Here is a 23003-nt window from a genome sequence, read left to right on the forward strand (position 1 = left end):
TGTAGGCGGGTTTCCCTCCGTAAGCGACTGGTGAACCCGAAGGGGGAGGGGCTAGGGGTGGGGTGTTAGCAATTAAACATCCTCCTCATCCCAAGGAGCCGGCTTACGTATTTGTTCCCAGACAGGACTGTATAAAGCCTCATACAACTCCCGCGCCATCTCCACCATCCCCATATAACCCGCATAAGGATGATGACGTTCTTGGTTAATATCCAGAAAAGGAATCCGCGCCTTCAAAGCCGTATATTGATTCCGTCCCCCAGCAATAAGCATATCTGCATTAGTATCTCGCACCAACTTTAATAATTCTTGGGCGTTACCTTTCTCTAGCATAATGCCATCATTGCCCAACAACTTCTTGATTTTAGCCTTATCTTCCTCTGTACTTTTGCGAGTACTAGTAGCAACAACCTCAATTCCTAAATCATTAGCTGCCGAAATAATTGACCAACTTTTCACACCGCCAGTATATAAAACCACCCGCTTACCTTTCAGGCGTTCTCGATAGGGAGCAAGGGCAATATCCAAAGCCGCAGTTTCTTCAGCAATTAACTTTTCTGTCCGTGCCATTAAATCAGCATCACCTAACTTTTTAGCAACAGTTCGCAGACAACGGTTAATATCATTAATACCATAAAATGACTCTTCAATGAAAGGAATACCGTAGCGTTCCTCCATTTTTCGCGCCATATTTAACAGCGCCCGTGAGCAAATCATTACATTTAACTTAGCCCGGTGAGCATAACGAATTTCTTCATAACGAGCATCACCAGTAATTTTCGATAAAACGCGAATACCTAACTTTTCAAATAAAGGCAAAACGCCCCACATTTCGCCAGCAATATTGTACTCACCAATTAAATTAATATCATAAGGTGTAGTATATTCTGGTTCAGCAGTTCCCACTACATATTCTAGTAAAGCTTCACCACCAAAGCGATTACCCAGATTTTTACTACCAATAAAACCCGGAGCAATAACAGGAATTACAGGAATACCAATCTTCTCAGCCGCAACCTTACAAACAGCATCAACATCATCACCAATCAGCGCAGTTACGCAAGTAGCATAAACAAAAATCGCTGCGGGTGTATAGCGTTCCTTTAATTCCAAAATTGCTTTATATAACTTTTTCTCACCACCGAAAATGACATCATTTTCACCAACATCAGTGGTAAAACCAGTCTTATAAAGCATCGGACCAGAAGACAAACTACCACGACTACCCCAAGAATTACCAGCGCAAGCAATCGGACCATGTACCAAATGTGCAGCATCAGTAATAGGTACTAAAGCAATCATCGCCCCATCAAAAGCGCAACCCCCTTGAGCCGCACCTGGTTGAGCCTGTTGTGTACAAGACTTGTTTTTCTTTTCTTGTTTCTTTTGATTATGTTCGCATCCTGACTCACTAAGTAACTCGTTAATTTTGCCTTGGGTAATTTTCATCTGTCTTCTCGCGTTAGATGGAAGTTATTAATTGAAATGTAAGCAAACCTGAATAGACTTCCCGCAAAATTCCTCTTTACACAATATTTACACAGATAAAGTTTCAGAAAAGATATCTATTTAGCATTTAGCAATAGCTGAAATTTTTATCTTCCCTTCCTTCTTCCTCTTTCTTCCTTCGCGCCCTTTGCGTCTTTGCGGTTCAATAAATCCATATTCGCCTATTGACTAAAAACAAACCAATCATCAAGTACAAATTCCTACTCTATTATTAGTATTGCTGAAATTAAGTATAAAAAGCTCACCATTTATGTTGCGAATATATGTGATATATTTTCATCTTAATTCAACAATACCCTATTATTTGTAGATGAAATTAGATATCTCAGGTAAATGCAATAAAAACAGAAAAGGGAAAAGGAAAAGTGAGGACTAATTCAACTTGCAAAACTCATAACTGTGAATTTTGATTTTTGAATTGATTTACCTTTTCCTGACCCTTAATTGACAAATGATAAGTACTACAATTCGTTATCAGGGAAGGGTTTCCCCCTCCCCACAAAGACATTCTTAACGAATTAAGTCGTAGGAAATATCGGTCTTAGAAGGAATATTGGTGTGTTGGTCGATATCTTCAAAGATTGTGTTAACAATCCAGTTGAGGAGGTTGATAATACCTTTATAACCAACAGTAGCGTAACGGTGGTAGTGGTGACGATCCATGATAGGATAGCCAATTCTTACCAAAGGAACCTTACAATCACGCCACAGGTACTTACCGTAGGAATTACCAATTAACAAGTCTACGGGTTCTGTGAACAAGAGTGATCTCATGTGCCACAAGTCCTTACCACCCCAGATTTTAGCGGTCTTACCAAACACGCTAGAATCTAACAATGCTTGCAATTCTTTCTCGAATACTTCGTTGGTATTGTGAACCAAGATATGTACAGGTTCAGCACCCATTTCCAACATGAAACCAACTACGCTGTAAACTAAGTCAGGATCACCGTAGATAGCGAAACGCTTACCATGTAACCATGAGTGGGAATCAGTCATTGCGTCAACCGCACGACCACGTTCAATTTCCAACTCTTCAGGAATAGCCTTACCGGTCAATTCGCTGAGTTTCATCAAGAACTCATCAGTTCCCTTGATACCCCAAGGACGGGAAACACAAACATCTTGCTTCCATTCCTTAGCAATGTACTCACGGGTCTTGGTGGTGGAGTAAGCTTGCAGAGCAACAGTAGCCTTACCATTGATAGCATCTGCTGCATCTTCCAGCTTAGTACCACCTGGGTACATATCAAATTCACCAGTGTTAGGTGAATCAACATAGTCACTGTTATCAGATAAAACAGTGTAGTCAATACCCATCAAGTTAGCCATCCGCTTGATTTCGCGGTTGTTTTCTACGTAGGTATCAAAACCAGGAATGAAGTTGATTTTACCATTGCTCTTGGTCTTCTTCTTACCTTCGGTCAAGGTAGAAAGAATTCCCTTCATCATGTTGTCATAACCAGTGATGTGGGAACCAACAAAGCTAGGTGTGTGAGCAAAAGGAACTGGGAAATCTTGAGGAACTGAACCAGCTTCTTTTGCATTACCAATAAATGACTGTAAGTCATCACCGATAACTTCTGCCATACAGGTGGTGCAGACAGCAATCATTTTTGGCTTGTAAAGGCTGTAGGAGTTAGCCAAGCCATCAATCATGTTTTGCAGACCACCGAACACAGCAGCGTCTTCTGTCATGGAAGAAGAAACCCCGGAGAATGGTTCTTTGTAGTGACGGGTTAAGTGGGTACGGAAGTAAGCGACGCAACCTTGAGAACCTTGAACGAAGGGAAGTGTACCTTCAAAACCTACAGCCGCAAACATTGCACCTAAAGGTTGACAACCCTTAGCTGGGTTAACGGTTAAAGCTGTACGTTCAAAGTTCTTTTCACGATATTCCCAGCTTTTTGTCCATTCTGCAACCCGTGTTACTTCTTCGGGAGTGTGACCGTTTTCAAACTGTCTCTTGTTTTCAAACAGTTGTTGGTATTCTGGCTGGTGGAATAACTCAACGTGATCCTTAATATTTTCTGGATTCTGAGGCATTTTGTGTATCTCCAAGCTTGCTGTGTGTTGTGTTTGCTTTTGGGGCGGGGTTACCCTGAAGGGGGAAGTCGGGAATGTGGCTCAAAATTCAGAATGCAAAATCCAAAATCCGAAACCTTGAATTTTTAATTTTGAATTTTGAATTTCCAACTCCCCCCTGGGGTAAACACCCCAGGCTATCCCTGTACGGGCAGGGTTGCCCCTACTCTCTGGTGTTTCTAGACGGAAGCTTTAGCCTTAGCTTTAGCTTGAGCTTTCTTGTTCCAAGGAGCGCCGATTAATCCCCAGGTTGGGCTGTTGAGTGCCAAATCCATGTCACGAGCAAAGATTGCGAATCCGTCGTAACCGTGGTAAGGACCGGAGTATTCTTTTTATGGTTTAATGGCTTTAAATAGCAAAATGTTTACTGCAAGCAATCTTGAAGTAAGTAGTGTTTGCTCATAACATATTTATTTTTAGTCTAAATATAGGCTAAACAGACAACTATGTATAACCAGGGTAAAGACAAATATCAGGAAGCTTTTGCAGATTTAGATCCTATTTCATCTACCGATGGCAGTTTTCTTGGTTCAAGTCTGCAAGCACAACAACAAAGAGAACACATGAAAACAAAGATACTATTAGAATTAGAGCAGGTAAATCTGCGTTTGAAGTCTGCAAAGGCTAGGGTAACAATTCGGGAATCAAATGGATGTCTGCAATTACGGGCAACGTTACCTATTAAACCGGGAGATGAGGATACCAGAGGAACGGGAAGAAAACAATATAATATTACTTTGAATATTCCTGCAAACTTTGATGGACTAAAAACTGCTGAGGAAGAAGCTTATGAGTTGGGTAAGTTAATTGCTAGAAAAAGTTTTGTTTGGAATGATAAATATCTAGGAAATGAAGGAATTAAAAAGGAGTTAATAACTATTGGTGAGTTATTAGAAAAATTTGAGGAAGAATATTTTAAAACCCATAAACGCACGACTAAAAGTGAACATACTTTTTTCTATTATTTTTCTCGCATTAAGCGTTATACAAATGCTGGTGATTTGGCAATTGGGGAAGTTTTGATTAATGCAATTGATAAAATAGATAAGGAATGGGCTAAATATAATGCTGTGAGAGCTATTTCTGTTTTTTGTCAAGTTTTTAAAATTGAGATTAATTTAACTAATTATTCTAAAGTTCCTGAAAGTAATTCTCGCAATATTCCTACAGATAAGGAAATAGTTACAGGATTTTACAAGTTTGATGAATATCTGAATAATCGAGGTAAACAAGTTAATCAAGATGTCAAAGATAGTTGGCAACTTTGGCGTTGGACTTATGGAATGTTGGCGGTTTTTGGTTTACGTCCCCGTGAGCTTTTTGTTAATCCTCATATTGATTGGTGGTTAAGTGCTGAAAATACAGATTTAACTTGGAAGGTTGATAAAGATTGTAAAACTGGTGAAAGGGAAGCCTTACCTTTATATAAGGAATGGATTGAGGAGTTTGATTTAAGAAATCCTAAATATTTGGAAATGTTGGCAATAGCAATTAGTAAAAAAGACAAAAGTAATCATGCGGAAATCACCGCTTTAATTCAAAGGGTGAGTTGGTGGTTTAGAAAAATTGGTTTAGATTTTAAACCCTATGATTTACGTCATGGTTGGGCAATTCGAGCGCATATTTTGGGAGTTCCTATCAAAGCTGCGGCGGATAATTTGGGTCATAGTGTGCAGATTCATACGAAAACTTATCAACGTTGGTTTTCTTTGGATATGCGGAAGTTGGCAATTAATCAGGCTTTGAGTAAACGGAATGAGGTGGAGTTGATTAAAGATGAAAATACTGGGTTGAAAATGGAGAATGAAAGATTGAAAATTGAGGTAGAGAAGTTGAGGATGGAAATGGTTTATAAACGCAGTTAAGTTTAGTCAATCAAGAATATGATTTTTGTGTGATGTGGTATAATTGGTTTGTCAACAATCATCAAAATCTTTATGCAAGCTACTGATATTGGGACACTAATTATTAAATCATCAGACACTTTAGGGGGTCGTCCTCGCATTGCTGGTACTAGGATTTCTGTGCAACGAATTACAGCTTGGTACAAAATGGGATTAAATGCGGAAGAAATCGCTGAACGCATGGGGAATGTAACTCTTGTTCAAGTTTATGCTGCATTAACTTATTATCATGCTAATCGAGAAGAAATTGAGGGTTATATTGCTGCTGAAAAAGCTGATTATGAACGGTTAGCAACAGAAATGGGGCAAGCAATATGAGTTCAATTAGATTATTCATTGATGAAGATTCAATGGATCAAAGATTTATTAAGGCCTTGAGAGCTAGGGGTGTAGATGTTATTACTGTTGCTGAGGTTGAAACTATCAGTTCTAGTGATAAGGAACAACTGATTTTAGCGACTGAACTGCAAAGAGTTTTTTACACATTTAATGTTGGTGACTTTTGCCAGTTACATAGTATCTACATAGAGGAAAAACGAAGTCATGCGGGAATTATAATTTCATCTCAAGATTACTCTATTGGTGAACAAATGCGAAGAGTCCTCAATTTGATGGCAAATAAGTCAGCAGAAAATATGGTAAATCAGTTGATGTTTTTGAGTGCTTATGCTGATAATATATAAATATATTTATCCATGTAAATAATTAGTTACATCTTATGATTTCCAAACCCACCATGCTGCCCCAAAAGAAATTAATGCTATTAAATATTGCCCACCTAATATGAGAACAAGACCAAAAGCAGCTATTCCTAAAACTAGGTTGCGTTTTGATTTTTTCTCCTCCTCTTTTTTATTTTTAATCTTGCGTAGTTCATAATTATTTCTCTCTTCCAACTTCTCTTGATGATGGGTAATATAAACTAATTTTGGTTGGTCTTGATTTTTTTCTGCAAACTTCTCAGCTTCTCTAAAAAATTGACGCGATTCCTCCATTTTTTCCTGATTAGATACTGGGTAAACGGCATCTAGTCCTGATTTAATAGCTTTGATGTGATAATATGAAGCAGAATAGCTATCTGTCATTTGATTGATTTTAAAAAGGACTTCAAAGCCACTTTCAGCAAGTTTAATAAAAACATCATAACCCTCAAAGATTCTTGTTAGAAACTCATCACTTTTTCTCATTTCAGAAGTCAGATCTGAATATTTCCATCTCTCTTTTAATTCCTCTATTATATCATTAAAACTATTAAAAAAGGCTTCCTCATAGGTTGTCATCTTGTTGATAATGCTATTCTGTAAAGCTTCTGCTAGGGAATTTCTAAGATCAATTGCTTTTCTATCATAAGGATTAATTGACAAACTCTTTTGAAAAGCTTCTAGTGCATCTAGGTTATTATCCAAGTGAACAAGTAATACACCCTTGGTTTTCCAGAGAATAGCTTCGTTAGGATTAAGTTTGATTGCCTCTTCACAATCATCAAGAGATTTGCGAAAATCCTTCAGATTATAATAAATAAGTGTACGTCCTAAAAAAGCCATCCAAAGATCATTACCCAAACCAAGTTCAATCGCTTTGGTGAAACTTTTAATAGCCTCTGAATAATTGCTAATCTCTGCTAAAAGTACACCACGCTTTAGGCAAACACTCGCATCGTTTTGGTTTGATGCTAAAAGCTCATCCAAAAATTTTAAAGTATGATCTCCATTATCAGCAAGAACTATTTTCCAGAACTCATCCACTATTCCTTGTTCAATATTCATAATTTCCCCCTGAAAATTTCCAGGCTTACTCAATTAATGTTAGAGACAAGCCTGTTTTGGTAATACAATACTGACTAAAATTTTTTAGCCACCTAATTTTTTTAAAATCTCATCCAAGTATTTGTCTACGCCTTGCTGAATAGATTCAAACGCTGTATTGTCTTCCAGCAGATGTTCTTTGCCTTTTTTAACTTGTACATACCATTTACCGCTTCGTCTCCAGTAATGATCATGCAGAATCACACTGTCACGCTTCAGACTACCTTCGTCTCCAGAACATAGAAGGTGAGGATCACCTCTGCCATCCCTACCCATTTTATAGTGAAGACCTGAAGGTCTATGAAAATCAGTATAGTTACTCCAGTATATAGCCATTGTTTTTGTCCATTTCTACAAAAAATTAAAAGACTCTCAAAATACTAAGAAATAATCTTTGTAGGTGTTGAATCTATGTTTATAAAACAAATTTTGCATTAAAAATAATATTTTATGTACGCTAAAACACCTGGTTAAATCGGGATTTTTGTTACAAAATAGTAACGAATTTGTCCGAAAATGCCGGATAATACTTACAAAGAGTAAGCTATAATGGCTAAAATGCTTATATAATATACACTTTATGGATATTAAAGAAGTTTTACAATTTGCTGATGAGTTAGTTTGTGTCCAGACGGGAAAACACTTAGATGATATTCAGGACACTGTAATTAAAGGTGTTTGGCAAGGACATACTTATGAGGAAATAGCAGCGCAATGTAATCGCAGTGAAAGTCATGTGAGAGATGTAGGTTATAAACTTTGGCAAATTTTATCTGAACAGTTAAATGAAGATATTAATAAACGTAATTTTCGTTCTGTTTTATCAAGATTGCAAATTACACGATCACCCATAATTATACAAAATAATAAGCATCAAAATAACACTCATAATTTTAATTGCTACTCGTATAATTCAAATAAGAATACAAAAAATAATGATAACGAAGAAACATCCTCCCACTATTTAACCCTATCCCCAAAAATCACCCACTTTTACGGAAGAGAAACCGAACTACAAACCCTATCCCATTGGTTAATCAATCAAAATAACCGTCTCATTTCAGTTTTAGGATTACCTGGAATTGGTAAAACAACCCTTGTTAAACATTTCATTGATCTAAATTTACAACAATTTGATGTAGTAATCTGGAAAAGTATTAAACTCTCTCATTCTTTAGATAACATCCTCACAGAAATATTAACATTTACCAAATCTAATAATACTGAGAATAATAAATTAACCCAACTTTTAAATCTCCTCAATCAAAAAAGATGTTTAATTATCCTTGATGATATCCAAGAAATATTTATTCCTGGACAACTTGCAGGAAAATATAAACCTGAATATAAAGACTACAAAACATTTTTCGCAAAAATAACAGAAATTGAACATCAAAGTAGTTTAATTTTAATCAGTCAAGAACAATGCCAAGAAATGATTTGCATTGATGAAGAATTATATCCTGTTAAATGTTTAGAATTACAAGGTTTAGATAATACCGATATTTTAAAAACTCAGAAATTAAAAGATGAGGAAAATTGGTTAAATCTAATAAAATTATATGAAGGTAATCCAGCTTATTTACAAAGAATTGCTATTTTAATTAGGAATATATTTCAATGTCGGGTATCTGAATTTTTAAGTGACGGTTTACTATTAACAGAAGATATGAAATATCAATTAAATGAATTATTTAACAGATTATCAACAGTAGAGCAACAGATTACTTTAGAATTGAGTAAATATAACCAACCCGTGTCAAGAGAACATTTAAGAGAAAGTTTATCTTTATCTTCTATGGATTTGATTAACGGCTTACAGTCTTTAAATAGACGCTATTTAGTTACACCAATAGAAGGTGAAAAAACATTGTTTAATTTATCTCCAGTTTTTAGGGAATATGTTAAAATAGATTCTTGAATTAGTGATATTTTGTTTGGATATCACAACCTCAGACATCCCAAATATCCAATGATAAAATCAAGAAAACTCAAAATAATCCACCAATGACAACTACACTGGTTAAACCCTCCCAATTCCTACCTGAAGGAATCTGCATCAAGCATATCAACAACCTCATGCTATTCAAATTTACCGATCAGCTAGGTGAACGGATACAAGAACTCCTTGATAAAAACAAACTGAATACTCTTACCCCAGAGGAAGCAATAGAATTAGAGGCGATAGGGGAACTTGACGACATCTTCAGTTATATTAACGCGACCGCCGTTCATCATAGGTGAGATAGATAAATGATAGAATTATTAAGACATCAGAGTTTTTCAAATGCACGTTATTACTCGTAAACGGCTGAATGAATTTGCTAAAATCCATCCAGACACAAAAAATGCTCTAGCTCAGTGGTATCAATTAGTGAAGGAAAAGGAATTTACCTCATTTGTAGAACTCCGGGAAATGTTTCCATCAGCAGATCAAGTTGGTAAATTAACAGTATTTAATATTGGTGGTAACAAAATTAGACTTATTGCTGCAATTCACTACAACCGCCAAAAAATCTATATTCGTGCTGTGTTAACTCATCCAGAATACGATCAAGGAAAATGGAAAGAATAATGCAAAGTTTAAACATCAATCAAACTATCACCGCTTGGTCATCTATTGCTGAAAATGTTTTTGTTCCTCACACAGAAGAGGAATATGAACACTTAGTTGAGATACTTGATTCTCTTATTGATCAAGTTGGTGAAGATGAAACTCATCCTCTCGCATCTCTTATGGAAGTTATTGGTGCATTAATTGAAAACTATGAAAATGAACATATTCCTGAGTTATTGTGATATCTTTTCCAATTGTGCAAAATCTATTTATAATTAATAGTTCCCAAACTAACCTTTATTCCCAGCCCAAAGAATAACAGTATCTTGATACTCTTTAAACATTGAATCCGCAGTCACAAGCGTCATACTTTCCATCTGTGCTTGTGCAATGAGCATTCTGTCGAAAGGATCTCGATGATGCAAAGGTAACGCAACGGTTCTGAGTGCATGGGAAGTTGTAATTTCCAAAGATTTCACCCCCAATTTCATCATGCGGCTAGAAATGTAACTATCCAGTGGTTCTGGTAATGCTAACTTGCTAATTGCAACTTTTATCCCCATTTCCCACACACTAGCAACAGAAAGCCATAGTTCATTGCTTTCATCAGCAATATGTGAAATAGCCTCTTCATTCAAACGCTCAGGTTCAGCAAACCACCATAAAAAACACTGTGTATCCAGTAAAAGTCTCACTCCTCATTCCCCTCAAACGCGGCTAAAATGTCCTCTGGTAAAGGTGCATTAAAGTCTTCTGGAATTACAAATTTTCCTCGATCTTGTCCTAAACTATCTCTGCGGTGAGACGAAACACTAAACGGAACTAACTTAGCGACGGGAACACCCCGGTTAGATATAATAATCTCTTCTCCATGTTCTACACGGGATAATAGGCGTGAAAGGTTGGTTTTAGCTTGATGGATATTTACGGTTTCCACAGGTTTTTAGCTAAGTCTACAAACTTAGTTTAGTTTGATTCTTTAATTTTGGCAAGAATTAAAAGCAGGACTTACGCAACTGGCACATTGGTAGGGTGCGTCAGACTGCATAAATCTAGTAAATAAACAGATTTTTGATATCTGACGCACCCTACAACAGATTTTTAGTGTGACACTTGCGTAAGTCCTAAAAAGGAAAAGCAACCTATTCTATACCAACTTATCCTTACTCAGTAGCGATCGCCTATTACTCGTAAATTGGCGTAAATGTTATATTGTAGGCGATCGCATTTTAATCAAAATCGTGGCAGACATTACCTTCACAGACAAAAACAAAATCACCGAAATCATTAATACATCCAGCCGTTTGAAATATCTGATCAAGTTTACCTATCAAATTCCTCTAGAAGATATCGTCTCTATACGAGTAGATGGTAACAACTTCAAAATTGATGTGGAGACGGACACAGAGATGTTTCGGTTCAAAGCAAAAGGCTTAGATAATGTAATTATGAAAGATATCAAAACTGGAATTATGCAACTAACACTTGATCCTGCATTAGCCCAAGCAATTTATAACATTGTTGATGAATACGTATAGTAAAGTTTGGCGTTGCTGAATAAGGGGATGATTGAGGCTGACGCGGGGACGCGGGGACACTCCAGACGCGGTGATTATATATTGATGCAGATTCTCAAATCATCCCGCAATGGGAGCAACGCCGAAAATCTCATATAGGTATAAATATTGCAAAACTTAGCAAAATTGCGATCGCTAATCAACTTTGACAATATACTACAAATATGTTACATTTGCTCCGGGATAGTAGTAAAGTTACAAAGCTATAGTTTAGGTTCTATATACCTAACTGGTGCGCCAAACTCTAGTATGAGCGTATACCGCCGAGTCCTCCAACCTATTCTATCGTTTGATTAGCTCAGTCTGGTAGAGCAGTTGACTTATAATCAATGCGTCACAGGTTCAAATCCTGTATCAAACCCCCGGAAGTTAGCTCATTTGGTAGAGCAATCGACTTTTAATCGATCTGTAGCAGGTTCGATTCCTGTACTTTCACCCAACCCTGTCCGGGTCAAAAGACACTACTTTTGGGAAGTAGCAAGTGGTAAAGGAGAAATCCTACGGTTCAAATCCGTGTTATCTTCAGTAACTCTGCGGTGCAAGTGTTCTGCTGTTGGTTATTACTCACAAGGGTGATGCTCAATGGCTACAGTTAATGAGTAAGCGCAACTGCTTTTCTCCCTAACTTGAGTTTGTCCCTTCAGTTTCCATAAGGACAACTGAACGGCATATTTGCAGAACGTTTTCTTGCTCTCGGTTGCTACGGAGCAACTAAGAAAAAGTTACATTCTTCTTAATCCAGTTTTGGCGAAGTTTTTGCCCACACATAAACTGTGAACACTTGCATTGACAGAGTAAAAAATATTTTGTAGCATAATATTACAAATCAAGTAAAATAAATAATTTATCGTCCAAATATGCAACTTAATATGTGGCGAACATTTTATATCAAACCTAACGAAATCGGCATTTTATATCACCGCAGCGACTTTAAGAAAGTTTTACAACCTGGTGAATATACATATTTTGGTCGTCATTGGCAAATTAAAACTTATGATCTCAACGAACCAGAAGCGGAAATTGAAAATCTAGAATTATTATTGCGAAATCATGGAACTGAATTGCAAAAACATTTATTAATTGTCAAAACTGCATTTAATGAAGCTGCTTTAGTCCGTTTGGGTCAGAATTGGATAAGCATTGCTCCTAATCAATTACGAGCTTTTTGGCGTGGTTTTATAGAAGTAGAATCTCATCTTTTTAACTTAGAAGCAAACTGGGAATTACCTAATTCTTTTGTCCAGCAATTGCGTTCAGTCGCATTAAATGGATTAAAGAAATTCCAAATCTTTGAATATGAGGTTGGTCTACTATATCTCCAAAATAATTTTATTCGACCTTTAGAACCAGGAGAGTATGCTTTTTGGTCAATAAATAAAGATGTGATAGTACGGAGTATCAGCAGAATTATCCCCAATCCAGATTTTCCTTTAGAAGATATACTAATTGAAAAACATCCAGATTTTGTTGCAGCTTATTGTGAAAATGTGCAATTACTACCTTCACAAGTTGCAATTGTCCGATATAGGGGGAAAGTGATTTCTATTTTACCACCCACAAGCCGGAAGCTATTTTGGCAAGGTGTCCAAGTAGAAATTATTGATATTAGCACAGATGCAAAATTACCACCTGCGTTAATTTCTGAATTAGTAGAAGGAACAACCGAAGTAAAAGCACTAAGTCGGAACTATGTACATATTTGTCAAGTTCCTCCCCAACATATCGGACTATTATATATTAATCAGGAATTTCAAACCCAATTACAACCAGGATTAAATGCTTGGTGGTCATTTGGACGTTCTTGGCAAACGGAAACTATTGACCTGCGATTGCAAAATATGGAAGTATCTGGTCAAGAAATCCTCTCCAAAGATAAAGTCCCATTGCGGTTAAATTTAACTGCTGGTTTCCGCATTCAAGACATATTAAAAGCGAAAAATGGCTTATCAGATATTACTGGATTCTTATATAAAGAGTTGCAATTTGCCTTGCGTGGTGCGGTAGGAGAAAGAACATTAGATGCTTTATTAGAAGATAAAGGATCAATTGATAGAAGTATCTCTGAATATATTCGTCAAAAAGCCGCAGATTATGGAATTGAAGTAGATTCTGTAGGTGTGAAAGATATTATTTTACCTGGGGAAATTAAGGCTATTTTGAGTAAGGTTGTGGAAGCTGAAAAAGCTGCTCAAGCAAATGTTGTCAGACGCAGAGAAGAGACTGCTGCTACTCGGAGTATGTTGAATACTGCTAAGGTAATGGAAGATAATCCAGTTGCATTAAGATTGAAGGAATTGGAGGTTTTAGAACGGATTGCGGAGAAGATTGATCGAATTCAAGTTAATGGGAGTTTGGATAGTATTTTGACAGATTTGATTAGAATGAATCCACAGTCATAATATCAACCTCGTAGGGTGCGTCAGACAAATAGCCTAGTAATAAGATGATTAACTTAAAACCTGACGCACCCAGTTCTAACTAAGATCAACCTTGTAGGGTGCGTCAGACAAATAACTAAGCAATAAGATGATAAACTTAAAACCTGACGCACGTTACTACTTGGGTAAGTAATGATTTTAAGGTGCGTCAGACAAATAACTAAGCAATAAGATGATTAACTTAAAATCTGACGCACGTTATACTTGGGTAAGTAATATTTTAAGGTGCGTCAGACAAATTAACCTAGCAATAGGATGATAAACTTATAAATCTGACGCACCCTACCGCATGTAATAATTTCACAAATATTTATTTTTTCGGTATGTCTAACTATCGCAGAATAATCATACCAGGTACAACTTATTTTTTTACCCAAGTAACCTATCAACGTATACCTTGGTTATGCACTGATATTGGACGGGAAACCTTACGCAAAGGTTTACAAAGAGTACAAAAATTATATCCATTTTCTATTGATGCAATTGTACTTTTACCCAATCATTTTCATTGCATTTGGACTCTTCCTAACGGTGATAGTAACTATCCCGTTCGTTGGCGTTATTTAAAAAGTTTTGTCACTCGTAGTTGTGGTCATAAATTACAACTTACAGCAGAAATTAGCTTGTCTAGCAAAAAGCGTCAAGAAAAGAATTTATGGCAAAGACGCTATTGGGAACATTTAATAAAAGATGAAAAAGATTTTAGTAATCACTGTGATTACATTCATTATAATCCTGTGAAACATGGGTTATGTCAATCACCCCAAAATTGGAAGTTTTCCAGTTTTCATCGTTTTGTTCAGCAAGGAATTTATTCTCAAGATTGGGGTACAAATGAATCTCTTAATATTCCTGAAAATATCGGACATGAATAAGTCTACTAAATGGGTGACGTGCGTCAGATTTTTAATTTCATCATTTTATTATTAAGTTACTTGTCTGACGCACCCTACAATTATTTGACTGCTTGCTACCTACCAAGCTGAAACACGAACGCTCTCAATCATATCTTCAAAAATAAAATGTCCAGTAAATTTTACCGGACATTTCCCGTTGTCTTATTTACCCTGTACTTTATACCTGTTTATTAAATTCAAATTTCACGCCGGTGAGTTTTTCCGATACTTCCCATAGTTTTTGAGCGATCGCTTGATCTTTGGATAACTCGTTTGATTCCACCTTGACTGGATAGCCACGCACTTCCAGAAAGCCACTAGGACCAAAATATTCTTTACCTTTTAAACCTTCTTCAGTTGCCGCCCGCAGAGTCGGTAATGCACCCATCGTGATATCTTGAGCAAGGATGCCGTTAAGATATCCCACAACCCTGCCCGCAGTTCTCTGCAATTCGGTAGCCGTCCAGCCGGGATGCGAGGCGGTTGCAAAGGTTTTGATACCGTTATCTTTTAGTTTCCGGTCAAGTTCGTAGATAAAATAAAGATTAGCAAGTTTGCTGTCGCCGTAGGCTTTCCATTTAGCATAACTTCTCTTTTCCCAATTCAAATCATCAAAATCTATATTGCCTATGTTATGTGCGCCGCTGGAAACATTGACAATTCGTGAATTTTCGGTGCTGATTAAAAGTTCTAAAAGCTGTCCTGTCAAAGCAAAATGTCCGAGATGATTAGTACCAAATTGCAATTCAAAACCATCTGTTGTTTTTGTATAAGGCGGAATCATTACACCCGCATTATTAATCAGTAAATCCAAACGCGAATAATTTTTCTTAAAGTTTTCAGCGAAATTTTTAACAGATGCTAAATTAGCTAAATCAAGTTCCATCACCTTGACATCAGCATCTTTATTCTGTTGAATAATTTTCGCCAACGCCTTGTTTCCTTTGTCCAAATTGCGAACCGCAATCATCACAGATGCTTGTTTATTGGCTAAAACCCGTGCCGTTTCATAACCAATACCGCTACTAGAACCTGTGACAATTACTACTCTTCCTTTTTGACTCAGAATATTTTCCTTGTTCCATTTTTCATTTTTCATCTTTTTTACTCCTACTGAATTAATCGAATACTTGTTTAATCAACTCTCAAACAAATTGATAATAATTATTCCAAATCATTTTCAAGGCTTCCTCCACTCGGATGTAACACCTATAATGAAACGGTAGGTTTTACAGTTATTACACAGTGCTTTCTTATTTATTAATTTTTATAGGCTGTCACCTTTTCACCTTTTCAAACAAACTACTTATTGCTACCTTCAAATCTGGCGTATTTGATCGGACGTATATATTGGTTCCATCTATGGTAATTATTCGCACCAACTCCCTTTTTAATAACTCATCAAGGATGCAAAGGTAAGAATTAAACCCTTTTATAGCCTTCTGATACATAAGCAAATCATTCAATTTACTTTCAAATTTTCTCATTATATTCATCATATTTTTATCTCAGTATTTATGCTCAACTATATCAATTATTATACCGGGATTTTCCATCTAGTCAACCTCCATGAGATAAAAAGCCGAAAATTCTGTATATTTTCCCTTTAAAGAAGAATATCCAGGGAATTTCTGTATATTCTGCATGAAGACATCATTACTTGCTCAAGGATGGAATTTGAATTTCCGATAGCAATGCTTTATAATGATATAGAAGTATAAACTTAATAATTAAGAATAAAATCAACATCCTTTAATCAAATAAATATGACTATAAAATAAAATTTATTACCTCATGAAGACTATGGCAAAACGTAAGAAAAGTAATTTTCAATGGATTAAAGAAACCCTGGAATTAAAGCCAGATCATCATTGGGAATCTCCCCCAGAATATAATATTTTTGTAGCAGGTAGAGGGGCTGTGCGTTTCAATGTTCCTCGCGGGTGGATATCTGAACCCCAGGAAAAATCATTTAAGTTCATGGATAAAAAACCACCTGATGATGATTGTTGTTTAGAGGTTTCTTACAATCACTTACCTCCTAATGATTGGACTCTGTTTCCCTTAAAATCCACTTTAAAGAAAATCATGGAAGATGATAGCCGTGATGTGATTGAAAGAGGAGAAGTGATAACTGTCAAACGACAAACTGCCCGAATTATGTGGTGTGAAATTAAATTTATTGATACTCAAGCCGAACCCAGAGAAGCTTTTTCTCGGACTTGTGTTGGTTTAGGTTCTAATGTTCAATGTTTAATTACCTTTGATTATTGGGCAGATCAAGCGGAACAATTAATACCTGTGTGGGATGAAGTGATGCGGAGTTTGACACTTGGATTATATATCAGAGATCCGAGAACCGGTTTAGCTTTTCCAGATTAAAATTGAGTTTATTGATCACAAGTGGAAATTGTTAGTTTGAAAAGTTGTGGATTTTAGTCAACATTATGTTCAAGATTTTGGGTAAACTGGAAGCGACAAAATAACCCATTGCACAGATTAGTAATTCAATATTCATGACAAATCCCACCGCAACCCTTGAAACGTCCCTTGGTACTATTACTCTTGAGCTATTCACCGATGTTATGCCCATAACGGCGGGAAATTTCATCAAATTGGCTAAAAGCGGCTTTTATGATGGACTGCATTTCCACCGTGTGATTAAAAACTTTATGGTGCAGTTTGGTTGTCCTCACAGTAAAGATCCTAGCTCCCCTCGTGCAGGGACAGGTAATGGTCCTGATGGGTGCATTCAAGATGAGCATCCCGCAGATGGGAAAATTTCCAACGAACCAGGAACTTTATCTATGGCTAATACGGGGGCCCCTAATAGTGGGAGTTGCCAGTTTTTCATCAACACTGTTCACAACTCCTATTTAGATTGGTTTACACCCGGTCCATCCAAGCATCCTGTTTTTGGTCGAGTTACTGAAGGGATGGATGTATTGAAAGCTATCGAAACGACTCCAACGGGACAAGGCGATCGCCCCAAAACTCCAGTTAAAATGATCAAAGTGACTATCCACGAATAAAATCAAGGATTAGTGCGGAGATTTTCTCCGCACACCGCTATCTTCAGGCAAAATCCCCTATTTATGATAAAAGAACTCCACAGCAAAACTAATCCGATCAAACAAACTAACCTTCTATTTCTTCTTCCGTAAAAATAGGAGGCCATAATTCCGAAACAGCTACTTCCCAACCTGGAAAAAGTTCAGGTAAAGTTAAAATATCGCCATTGATTAAAACGGTTGGTTCACCTTGATGACGATAAACTGTAACAGTTTCTTCATCAGGATCAATTAAAATTCCAATCACAGCACCTAAGTTTATAAAGTTGATAATTTTAGTAACTAAAGGTTTAATCCTATCACTTTGAGATTTAATTTCTACTATTAAATCTGGCACAAGTTCCCCAAAATAACGGGGACTTTGACGCAGACGTGCAGCCCGAACAAAAGAAACATCTGGTGCGGTGAGATTGCTATCAGGTAAAATAAAACCACCAGCAGAATCAAATACTCTTCCTAAACGACGGGGATAAACCCAGTTAGCTAATAGTCGGCTAAAGAGAATACCAATTTCACTAGATACAATATCCGAAGGACCCACAATAGAAATTCTCCCGTTTGTTAATTCAACATCATAATCTAAACCAGCTTCACTAAAAGCGGTTTGGACTTGTTCTACATCTTTAATAGTCATGATTGACATAAAATAATCCTCCTAATATACAAAATTTATTTAACTAATATTTTACACCATTTGTCAGAATCAGGATGTCCAGGATTTGAGGATTTACAGGATGTGATTGATGATTTTTTCAAATTATGTTAATTATCCAATATATCTTTCAGAGGGAACAGGGAACGGGCAACAGGGAACAGAAAAAACTCATGTTTAAAAACATAAGATTGAAATAATGACACTGTTTTTTTTCGTGTCACTCTCCTTGTAAAAACATCCTTTTTTTTGACTGAGCTTTAAACTCTTAAACTTTAGTTTTTTATTTGTTCCCTGTTCCCTGTTAAGAGTTCCCTGTTCCCTTCTTTTGTAAGGATTCAGGTCTAAATTTGAGGGATTAAATCCGGAGTCTGCACATTAGGATTAACCATAGCTTTAATGGCTTGATAGCGAAGCGCTCCGTAGGAATCAAAAAACTCAATGACAGAACGTCTTTGACGACGACTTTTTTTGTATAACCGTCAATAAATTGGCAGTATCTTGAAACTGCTCCATTGAGCGGGAACCACCACTGACTTTTCGTTTTGTCACGGCTAAACGTAACGTTCGTTCAGCACTTTGAGCCACTGCACTATCTATTCGTTCATTTTCCATAATTGATATCTTCTGCTTCCCATATCACACTTGTCAACACCCCCGACCTGAATCCTTACTATTTTCGCTCTTTGAAAAGTAGAGTTTGCTGATTATCCTCGTACACATCATTTGCCCTCTCATATTCCTGTCTAGTTTGAGAGCGACAAAGAAGAATTGCTTTTATATTTACCAGAGGTAATCTAATCCCAAAACATTTACTCAAGAGCGTGGATTGTCGCAAGCTAACAATGAATAATTCTAGTTTAGTTCTGAATAAAACAGCAGAAGCTTCGGGCTTGGAGATAACTGCTTGATCTGAAACCTGCTGAATAGAAAATCTTTGCAAAAGCATAGGTAACATTAACTGTAGCTGGATCATAGCAAAATTCGCCCCAATACAACCCCTGGCTCCAACTCCAAATGGAATGTAAGCATAGCGTAAGTGTTGTTTTTCATTCTCAGGAGAGAATCGTTCTGGACAAAATTTCTCTGGTGCTGACCAAATTTCTTGGTTATTGTGTAAAGCAGAAATTGAAATGAAGAGTATAGTTCCTTTGGGTATGTGATAACCCGCTAGTTCAAAGTCCAAATCCACCTGTCGCATAGTCACAGAAGAGGGAGGATTTATTCGCATTGTTTCTTTAAGGATTTGGTTCAAGTAGTCCAATGCTTTGAAATCCTCAGATTTTGGCAGTCTACAACCTATGACTCGATCCACTTCTGCCTGAGCCTGCGCTTGAATCTCAGGATGTTGGGCAAGTATGTAGCAAGCTGAAGTAAGGGCTGCTGCTACTGCATCAAATCCACCAAATAGAAAGTTGATAATCGTTGCTCGAATTTCCTCTTTGGTAAACAAAGATTGACCTTGATCATCCTGATCTCGAAGGACTCGCGATAGAAAATCTGTTCTTTGATTTAAGTTTGCATCTTGCTTTCTTTGCTCAATCAAATCATAAATACATTGATGTAGATGAGATACTGTTTTTTGCCAATCCCAATAACTGCGATCCCAAACCGCAGGAATAACTTCTTCAGTTCTGGGCTGCACACCCTTGAGAACTTTAGTAAAGGATGCTGAGATTTCCTGTCCCAGATTAGAATTACTGAATTCTTCTCCGATTAAACAATCTCCTATAATCGTTAAAGAAACTTGACTCAATTCATCTCTAACATCAATTGTTTGTCCACATTGGCTGGAAGTCCATCGATCTAATAGTCTAGTCATGTGTTTTTGTGTTGCTTCACGTAAGTAATCCAAAGTTTCTCCGGATAAGAGGCGCAACAATTTGATCTTGATAGACTTAGCTTCTTGGGGTTGTCTGAAAAAGTAAATTTCGTCCCCAATCCAGGTGAATGGTTGTTTGATTGAAATTGGCAAAGATTGTAAAGTTCCTGCTACTTCAGCAACGAGGGCTGGATCGCTAATCGAGACAATAAAATTTGAACTTCCCAACCATAATTTAGTAATTTTCCCATACTGGCTATGAAGCTTTGGCAAATAATTGGGAAAACCACCGACTTTTTCAAGATCGAGAATATTTCCTAGTAAAGGATCGCTAGGCGGACCAGGGATAACCTTGCCTTTATGGTGTAAAATCAGAATTTTTTGTATTCTTACACCTATCGATATTAATATACCTATAATGACTAAACCTAGAAGCACTGATGAACTGAAATTCATGAAATCTACCGAGTAAGTGAAAGAGTCTTAAGTAGTGTTAGTGTTAATCGGCTTATGGCTTCTACCTGGCGATCGCAAGTTACAAAGAATAAGCCAATTAAGTAACTATCCGTTAGCCTGCATAAACAGCCCTGAAGAGATATCTAAAATTTCTCGCAACTTCAAATGATCTGCGATCGCCGCTGGAGTGCGCCAAACAGGTCTCAGTTGACCCTGAACATAAAGCTGCAACTGGTCCCCAACGTGAGGCGAATGTGGTTGGGTGGCATTACCGTAGATGGCTAGCGCTTCAGCACGAATCGGGTTAGTAAACTCGATTGCCATCATAAAAGAATTACCACCGAAGGCCTGAAAATTCTTTTCATCAACAGGCATGATATCTACGACTTGAAAACTACCAAAGATACTACCCGCACCGCTACCGGGTAAATCCTGGTTCCCAATACGCAGTCTAACCACCTCTCCCCAAGCAACATCAAGGGTTCCATAGCGTGATTGAATATCCGCTGCAACTTCCTCAAGCACTGCGGTAGCGAACACAGGATCGATCAAGTCGCAAGGAGTCTCTAAGGGTAAATCACTTTGCCAAGGAGTTGCAAAGATATTATCTAGCCCCATTTTCTCAACCCATTGTATAAACAGAACTGTTCCGCAACTGTCTGCATTTGCATGGCGATCCCAAGATTCTAAAACCTTCACAGCTTGCATCCCCAGTTCGCTTCCGTGGGTTTTCACCGATGCAATCAGCCCATCGAGGATTCGGTCAGCCAGTTCCAAACGAGATGAAAACATAAACGCCACCATGTCATCAAAACTCATGGTGTCGCTGTTTAGCAATTTCCGAATCGAGCGCTGAGGACGCAGAATGTTGTGAGGCATTTTCCCTAAATTACTAGGCGCAATATAGAGGGGATAGTTTTCAGGCTTCAGCAATGTGGGAAATGTGACAGTCCAGGGTGAATCGTTAGTGTTCTGTAGCCACCCGCAAGCTGGATTCACCACACGAGGTAAATCCTCATAGGAATGGTATTCTGTCCACAAGGTATCAGATGTATTGCCAGGAATCAGTTTTTGCCAATAGTCCCAGTCCCCCTGATCCTGAGAGGATTTCGACCGTACTGGCACAAGGGCATTGAATAAATAAAAGATTTGCCCCTCTGTATCTGCGTAGAGAAAGTTGAACAATGGCAGCTGTAGTTGTTGCAAAGAAGCCTCGAATTGGCTGAGGTTCCTAGCATTAATCATCTCCCACATCTGTTCGAGCAAATGGGGACGATCAAGACCTACCACCCGCAAGGCGATCGCCTTGGTTTCTGTTTGAGACACCACCGGACCATGAACAGACTGAACAACGACTAGCGGCTCTTCCTGCAAACTACCGTCTTCTTGTTTAATCTTTAACGTCTGTGACTCAACTTCAAAAGCGCGAATCTGATCATTCCATTCATAACCCCCATCCCTGAGAGACAATTCGTAAAAGTCTGCCCCTTTGGTGGGATTAACTGTGACCGTCCATCCCAAATAATCGTTAAATGCAATGCCCAGCGTTGGCCACCCCACTAAAGCAGCGCCATAGGCACTCAAGGAAGGCATTGTCAACTGTGCTTCATACCAAAGAAATAAATCGAACCACGGCTGATGGGGATTGGCCAATAACATCGCCTTCTGACTCGCTGAATGCTCTGGTGCGTTGATCGCCCAAGCATTAGATCCTGCCATCTGTTCTCCCTGGCTCAGAGTCGCGATCTGATTGGGGTTAACTACAAAGAAAAAGTGAATGACCCGTTGCACATGAGCCAGGATATCGACTGCCGATACAGGTAAAACAACTTTTAAGAACTCTGGAACCTCATCAGGATATGCTTGGATATAGCCATTAATGCCATCAGCAAATGCGTTGAGGTATGTCCGCATCTGATCGCTCTGCGCCTCGTACCACTCCCCAGCACGCCGGGGAATCCCCATTGTGCGAACATATCTATCTGTATCAACATAATCTGTTCCCCAATACTCAGATGCACGTCCCCTTGCCTGCCCATACAGCATGAGAATTAGATTGCCATGGCTCTTGGCTTGCGCCCAACCCAGAGCATGGAATAGCTCAACTTCATTTCTGGCGTAAATATGGGGTACGCCCCAGCTATCCCACAGAATTTCGCTGACTTCAAATTGTTGCATTTTAGATTCCCAATTATGTTAAATTTTTGGCGTTGCTGATTAAGAGTATGAAT

Annotated in this window: 21 protein-coding genes, 2 tRNA genes and 1 pseudogene; 13 read left to right on the plus strand and 11 right to left on the minus strand. The window is 37.8% G+C overall.

The genetic code is table 11. The features are described from left to right. Window positions 1-72: 72 nt before the first annotated feature. Together nifE and nifK are read right to left on the minus strand one after the other, a co-directional pair. A complete protein-coding gene (gene nifE / locus ANA7108_RS0115015; RefSeq protein WP_016951620.1) occupies window positions 73-1449 on the minus strand; it encodes a nitrogenase iron-molybdenum cofactor biosynthesis protein NifE in 1377 nt (458 codons plus the stop codon). Window positions 1450-2019: 570 nt separating this feature from the next. Next, window positions 2020-3555: a nitrogenase molybdenum-iron protein subunit beta gene (nifK, locus tag ANA7108_RS0115020; protein WP_016951621.1), complete on the minus strand. Its 1536-nt coding sequence runs from the start codon at window positions 3553-3555 to the stop codon at window positions 2020-2022. Between the two features lie 485 nt (window positions 3556-4040). On the opposite strand from nifK, the gene ANA7108_RS0115030 reads away from it, so the two are divergent. The 3 genes from ANA7108_RS0115030 to ANA7108_RS0115040 all read left to right on the plus strand — a co-directional run bounded on the left by ANA7108_RS0115030 (window position 4041) and on the right by ANA7108_RS0115040 (window position 6181). Then, window positions 4041-5459: a site-specific integrase gene (locus tag ANA7108_RS0115030; RefSeq protein ID WP_016951623.1), complete on the plus strand. Its 1419-nt coding sequence runs from the start codon at window positions 4041-4043 to the stop codon at window positions 5457-5459. A 72-nt stretch (window positions 5460-5531) separates the two neighbouring features. Continuing rightward, window positions 5532-5816 carry a DUF433 domain-containing protein gene (locus ANA7108_RS0115035; RefSeq protein ID WP_016951624.1) on the plus strand — a complete coding sequence of 95 codons (285 nt, stop codon included), beginning with the start codon at window positions 5532-5534 and terminating at the stop codon, window positions 5814-5816. Further along, window positions 5813-6181, plus strand: coding sequence for a DUF5615 family PIN-like protein (locus ANA7108_RS0115040; protein ID WP_016951625.1), 369 nt, complete (start codon window positions 5813-5815; stop codon window positions 6179-6181). Before ANA7108_RS0115035 ends, ANA7108_RS0115040 begins: the two co-directional genes overlap by 4 nt. A 33-nt stretch (window positions 6182-6214) precedes the next feature. Here ANA7108_RS0115040 and ANA7108_RS0115045 read toward each other — a convergent pair whose 3' ends face one another. Together ANA7108_RS0115045 and ANA7108_RS0115050 are read right to left on the minus strand one after the other, a co-directional pair. Further along, on the minus strand, window positions 6215-7264 hold the full coding sequence (locus tag ANA7108_RS0115045) for a tetratricopeptide repeat protein (RefSeq protein WP_016951626.1): 1050 nt from the start codon (window positions 7262-7264) through the stop codon (window positions 6215-6217). Window positions 7265-7348: 84 nt separating this feature from the next. Further along, window positions 7349-7639 carry a hypothetical protein gene (locus ANA7108_RS0115050; protein WP_016951627.1) on the minus strand — a complete coding sequence of 97 codons (291 nt, stop codon included), beginning with the start codon at window positions 7637-7639 and terminating at the stop codon, window positions 7349-7351. A 244-nt stretch (window positions 7640-7883) separates the two neighbouring features. On the opposite strand from ANA7108_RS0115050, the gene ANA7108_RS0115055 reads away from it, so the two are divergent. The 3 genes from ANA7108_RS0115055 (at window position 7884) to ANA7108_RS0115070 (ending at window position 10102) form a co-directional block, all read left to right on the plus strand. Then, on the plus strand, window positions 7884-9224 hold the full coding sequence (locus ANA7108_RS0115055) for an NB-ARC domain-containing protein (RefSeq protein ID WP_016951628.1): 1341 nt from the start codon (window positions 7884-7886) through the stop codon (window positions 9222-9224). 366 nt (window positions 9225-9590) lie between these two features. After that, window positions 9591-9878, plus strand: a complete 288-nt coding sequence (locus ANA7108_RS0115065; RefSeq protein WP_016951630.1) for a type II toxin-antitoxin system HigB family toxin — start codon at window positions 9591-9593, stop codon at window positions 9876-9878. Continuing rightward, entirely contained in the window at window positions 9878-10102 is a 225-nt protein-coding gene (locus ANA7108_RS0115070; RefSeq protein WP_016951631.1) for a hypothetical protein, read from the plus strand. Before ANA7108_RS0115065 ends, ANA7108_RS0115070 begins: the two co-directional genes overlap by 1 nt. 48 nt (window positions 10103-10150) lie before the next feature. On the opposite strand, the gene ANA7108_RS0115075 is transcribed toward ANA7108_RS0115070, so the two are convergent. Continuing rightward, window positions 10151-10555 carry a type II toxin-antitoxin system VapC family toxin gene (locus ANA7108_RS0115075; protein WP_016951632.1) on the minus strand — a complete coding sequence of 135 codons (405 nt, stop codon included), beginning with the start codon at window positions 10553-10555 and terminating at the stop codon, window positions 10151-10153. Next, window positions 10552-10797 (minus strand): type II toxin-antitoxin system Phd/YefM family antitoxin, encoded by a 246-nt coding sequence (locus tag ANA7108_RS0115080; protein WP_016951633.1) that lies wholly within the window; start codon window positions 10795-10797, stop codon window positions 10552-10554. Before ANA7108_RS0115080 ends, ANA7108_RS0115075 begins: the two co-directional genes overlap by 4 nt. Before the next feature lie 304 nt (window positions 10798-11101). Between ANA7108_RS0115080 and ANA7108_RS0115085 the strand changes: the two genes are divergently transcribed. From ANA7108_RS0115085 to ANA7108_RS0115105, 5 genes are all read left to right on the plus strand, one after another. Beyond that, entirely contained in the window at window positions 11102-11398 is a 297-nt protein-coding gene (locus ANA7108_RS0115085) for a hypothetical protein (RefSeq protein ID WP_016951634.1), read from the plus strand. A 326-nt stretch (window positions 11399-11724) separates the two neighbouring features. Then, a tRNA-Ile gene (locus ANA7108_RS0115090) sits at window positions 11725-11798 on the plus strand. 2 nt (window positions 11799-11800) lie between these two features. Further along, a tRNA-Lys gene (locus ANA7108_RS0115095) sits at window positions 11801-11876 on the plus strand. A gap of 430 nt (window positions 11877-12306) precedes the next feature. Further along, window positions 12307-13836, plus strand: coding sequence for a slipin family protein (locus ANA7108_RS0115100; protein WP_016951635.1), 1530 nt, complete (start codon window positions 12307-12309; stop codon window positions 13834-13836). A gap of 362 nt (window positions 13837-14198) precedes the next feature. Beyond that, window positions 14199-14750: a transposase gene (locus ANA7108_RS0115105; protein ID WP_016951636.1), complete on the plus strand. Its 552-nt coding sequence runs from the start codon at window positions 14199-14201 to the stop codon at window positions 14748-14750. A 199-nt stretch (window positions 14751-14949) separates the two neighbouring features. On the opposite strand, the gene ANA7108_RS0115110 is transcribed toward ANA7108_RS0115105, so the two are convergent. Beyond that, entirely contained in the window at window positions 14950-15870 is a 921-nt protein-coding gene (locus tag ANA7108_RS0115110) for an SDR family NAD(P)-dependent oxidoreductase (RefSeq protein WP_016951637.1), read from the minus strand. A 704-nt stretch (window positions 15871-16574) separates the two neighbouring features. Here ANA7108_RS0115110 and ANA7108_RS0115120 point away from each other — a divergent pair. Beyond that, the gene (locus tag ANA7108_RS0115120; RefSeq protein ID WP_016951639.1) at window positions 16575-17153 is read left to right on the plus strand and encodes a hypothetical protein; all 579 of its coding nucleotides are present in this window, start codon (window positions 16575-16577) and stop codon (window positions 17151-17153) included. Between the two features lie 134 nt (window positions 17154-17287). After that, window positions 17288-17803 carry a peptidylprolyl isomerase gene (locus tag ANA7108_RS0115125; RefSeq protein ID WP_016951640.1) on the plus strand — a complete coding sequence of 172 codons (516 nt, stop codon included), beginning with the start codon at window positions 17288-17290 and terminating at the stop codon, window positions 17801-17803. Window positions 17804-17909: 106 nt separating this feature from the next. Here ANA7108_RS0115125 and ANA7108_RS0115130 read toward each other — a convergent pair whose 3' ends face one another. The 4 genes and pseudogenes from ANA7108_RS0115130 to ANA7108_RS0115145 form a co-directional block, all read right to left on the minus strand. Next, window positions 17910-18485 (minus strand): Uma2 family endonuclease, encoded by a 576-nt coding sequence (locus ANA7108_RS0115130; protein WP_016951641.1) that lies wholly within the window; start codon window positions 18483-18485, stop codon window positions 17910-17912. 353 nt (window positions 18486-18838) lie between these two features. Beyond that, a pseudogene (locus tag ANA7108_RS30955) lies at window positions 18839-19070 on the minus strand (hypothetical protein); the annotation flags it as partial. 97 nt (window positions 19071-19167) lie between these two features. Further along, window positions 19168-20772, minus strand: coding sequence for a cytochrome P450 (locus ANA7108_RS28210; RefSeq protein WP_016951642.1), 1605 nt, complete (start codon window positions 20770-20772; stop codon window positions 19168-19170). Window positions 20773-20877: 105 nt separating this feature from the next. Next, on the minus strand, window positions 20878-22950 hold the full coding sequence (locus ANA7108_RS0115145) for a penicillin acylase family protein (RefSeq protein ID WP_016951643.1): 2073 nt from the start codon (window positions 22948-22950) through the stop codon (window positions 20878-20880). Between the last annotated feature and the right edge of the window lie 53 nt (window positions 22951-23003).

It is taken from the genome of Anabaena sp. PCC 7108 (assembly GCF_000332135.1).
GTDB lineage: Bacteria > Cyanobacteriota > Cyanobacteriia > Cyanobacteriales > Nostocaceae > Anabaena.

Coding starts and splice junctions, on each gene's coding strand:
- ANA7108_RS0115145 (WP_016951643.1), bottom strand. CDS start 22,950: ATGCAACAATTTGAAGTCAGCGAAATTCTGTGGGATAGCTGGGGCGTA.
- ANA7108_RS0115055 (WP_016951628.1), top strand. CDS start 7,884: ATGGATATTAAAGAAGTTTTACAATTTGCTGATGAGTTAGTTTGTGTC.
- ANA7108_RS0115110 (WP_016951637.1), bottom strand. CDS start 15,870: ATGAAAAATGAAAAATGGAACAAGGAAAATATTCTGAGTCAAAAAGGA.
- ANA7108_RS0115050 (WP_016951627.1), bottom strand. CDS start 7,639: ATGGCTATATACTGGAGTAACTATACTGATTTTCATAGACCTTCAGGT.
- ANA7108_RS0115070 (WP_016951631.1), top strand. CDS start 9,878: ATGCAAAGTTTAAACATCAATCAAACTATCACCGCTTGGTCATCTATT.
- ANA7108_RS0115100 (WP_016951635.1), top strand. CDS start 12,307: ATGTGGCGAACATTTTATATCAAACCTAACGAAATCGGCATTTTATAT.
- ANA7108_RS0115105 (WP_016951636.1), top strand. CDS start 14,199: ATGTCTAACTATCGCAGAATAATCATACCAGGTACAACTTATTTTTTT.
- ANA7108_RS0115120 (WP_016951639.1), top strand. CDS start 16,575: ATGGCAAAACGTAAGAAAAGTAATTTTCAATGGATTAAAGAAACCCTG.
- ANA7108_RS0115065 (WP_016951630.1), top strand. CDS start 9,591: ATGCACGTTATTACTCGTAAACGGCTGAATGAATTTGCTAAAATCCAT.
- ANA7108_RS0115125 (WP_016951640.1), top strand. CDS start 17,288: ATGACAAATCCCACCGCAACCCTTGAAACGTCCCTTGGTACTATTACT.
- ANA7108_RS0115035 (WP_016951624.1), top strand. CDS start 5,532: ATGCAAGCTACTGATATTGGGACACTAATTATTAAATCATCAGACACT.
- nifE (WP_016951620.1), bottom strand. CDS start 1,449: ATGAAAATTACCCAAGGCAAAATTAACGAGTTACTTAGTGAGTCAGGA.
- ANA7108_RS0115040 (WP_016951625.1), top strand. CDS start 5,813: ATGAGTTCAATTAGATTATTCATTGATGAAGATTCAATGGATCAAAGA.
- ANA7108_RS0115030 (WP_016951623.1), top strand. CDS start 4,041: ATGTATAACCAGGGTAAAGACAAATATCAGGAAGCTTTTGCAGATTTA.
- nifK (WP_016951621.1), bottom strand. CDS start 3,555: ATGCCTCAGAATCCAGAAAATATTAAGGATCACGTTGAGTTATTCCAC.
- ANA7108_RS28210 (WP_016951642.1), bottom strand. CDS start 20,772: ATGAATTTCAGTTCATCAGTGCTTCTAGGTTTAGTCATTATAGGTATA.
- ANA7108_RS0115130 (WP_016951641.1), bottom strand. CDS start 18,485: ATGTCAATCATGACTATTAAAGATGTAGAACAAGTCCAAACCGCTTTT.
- ANA7108_RS0115045 (WP_016951626.1), bottom strand. CDS start 7,264: ATGAATATTGAACAAGGAATAGTGGATGAGTTCTGGAAAATAGTTCTT.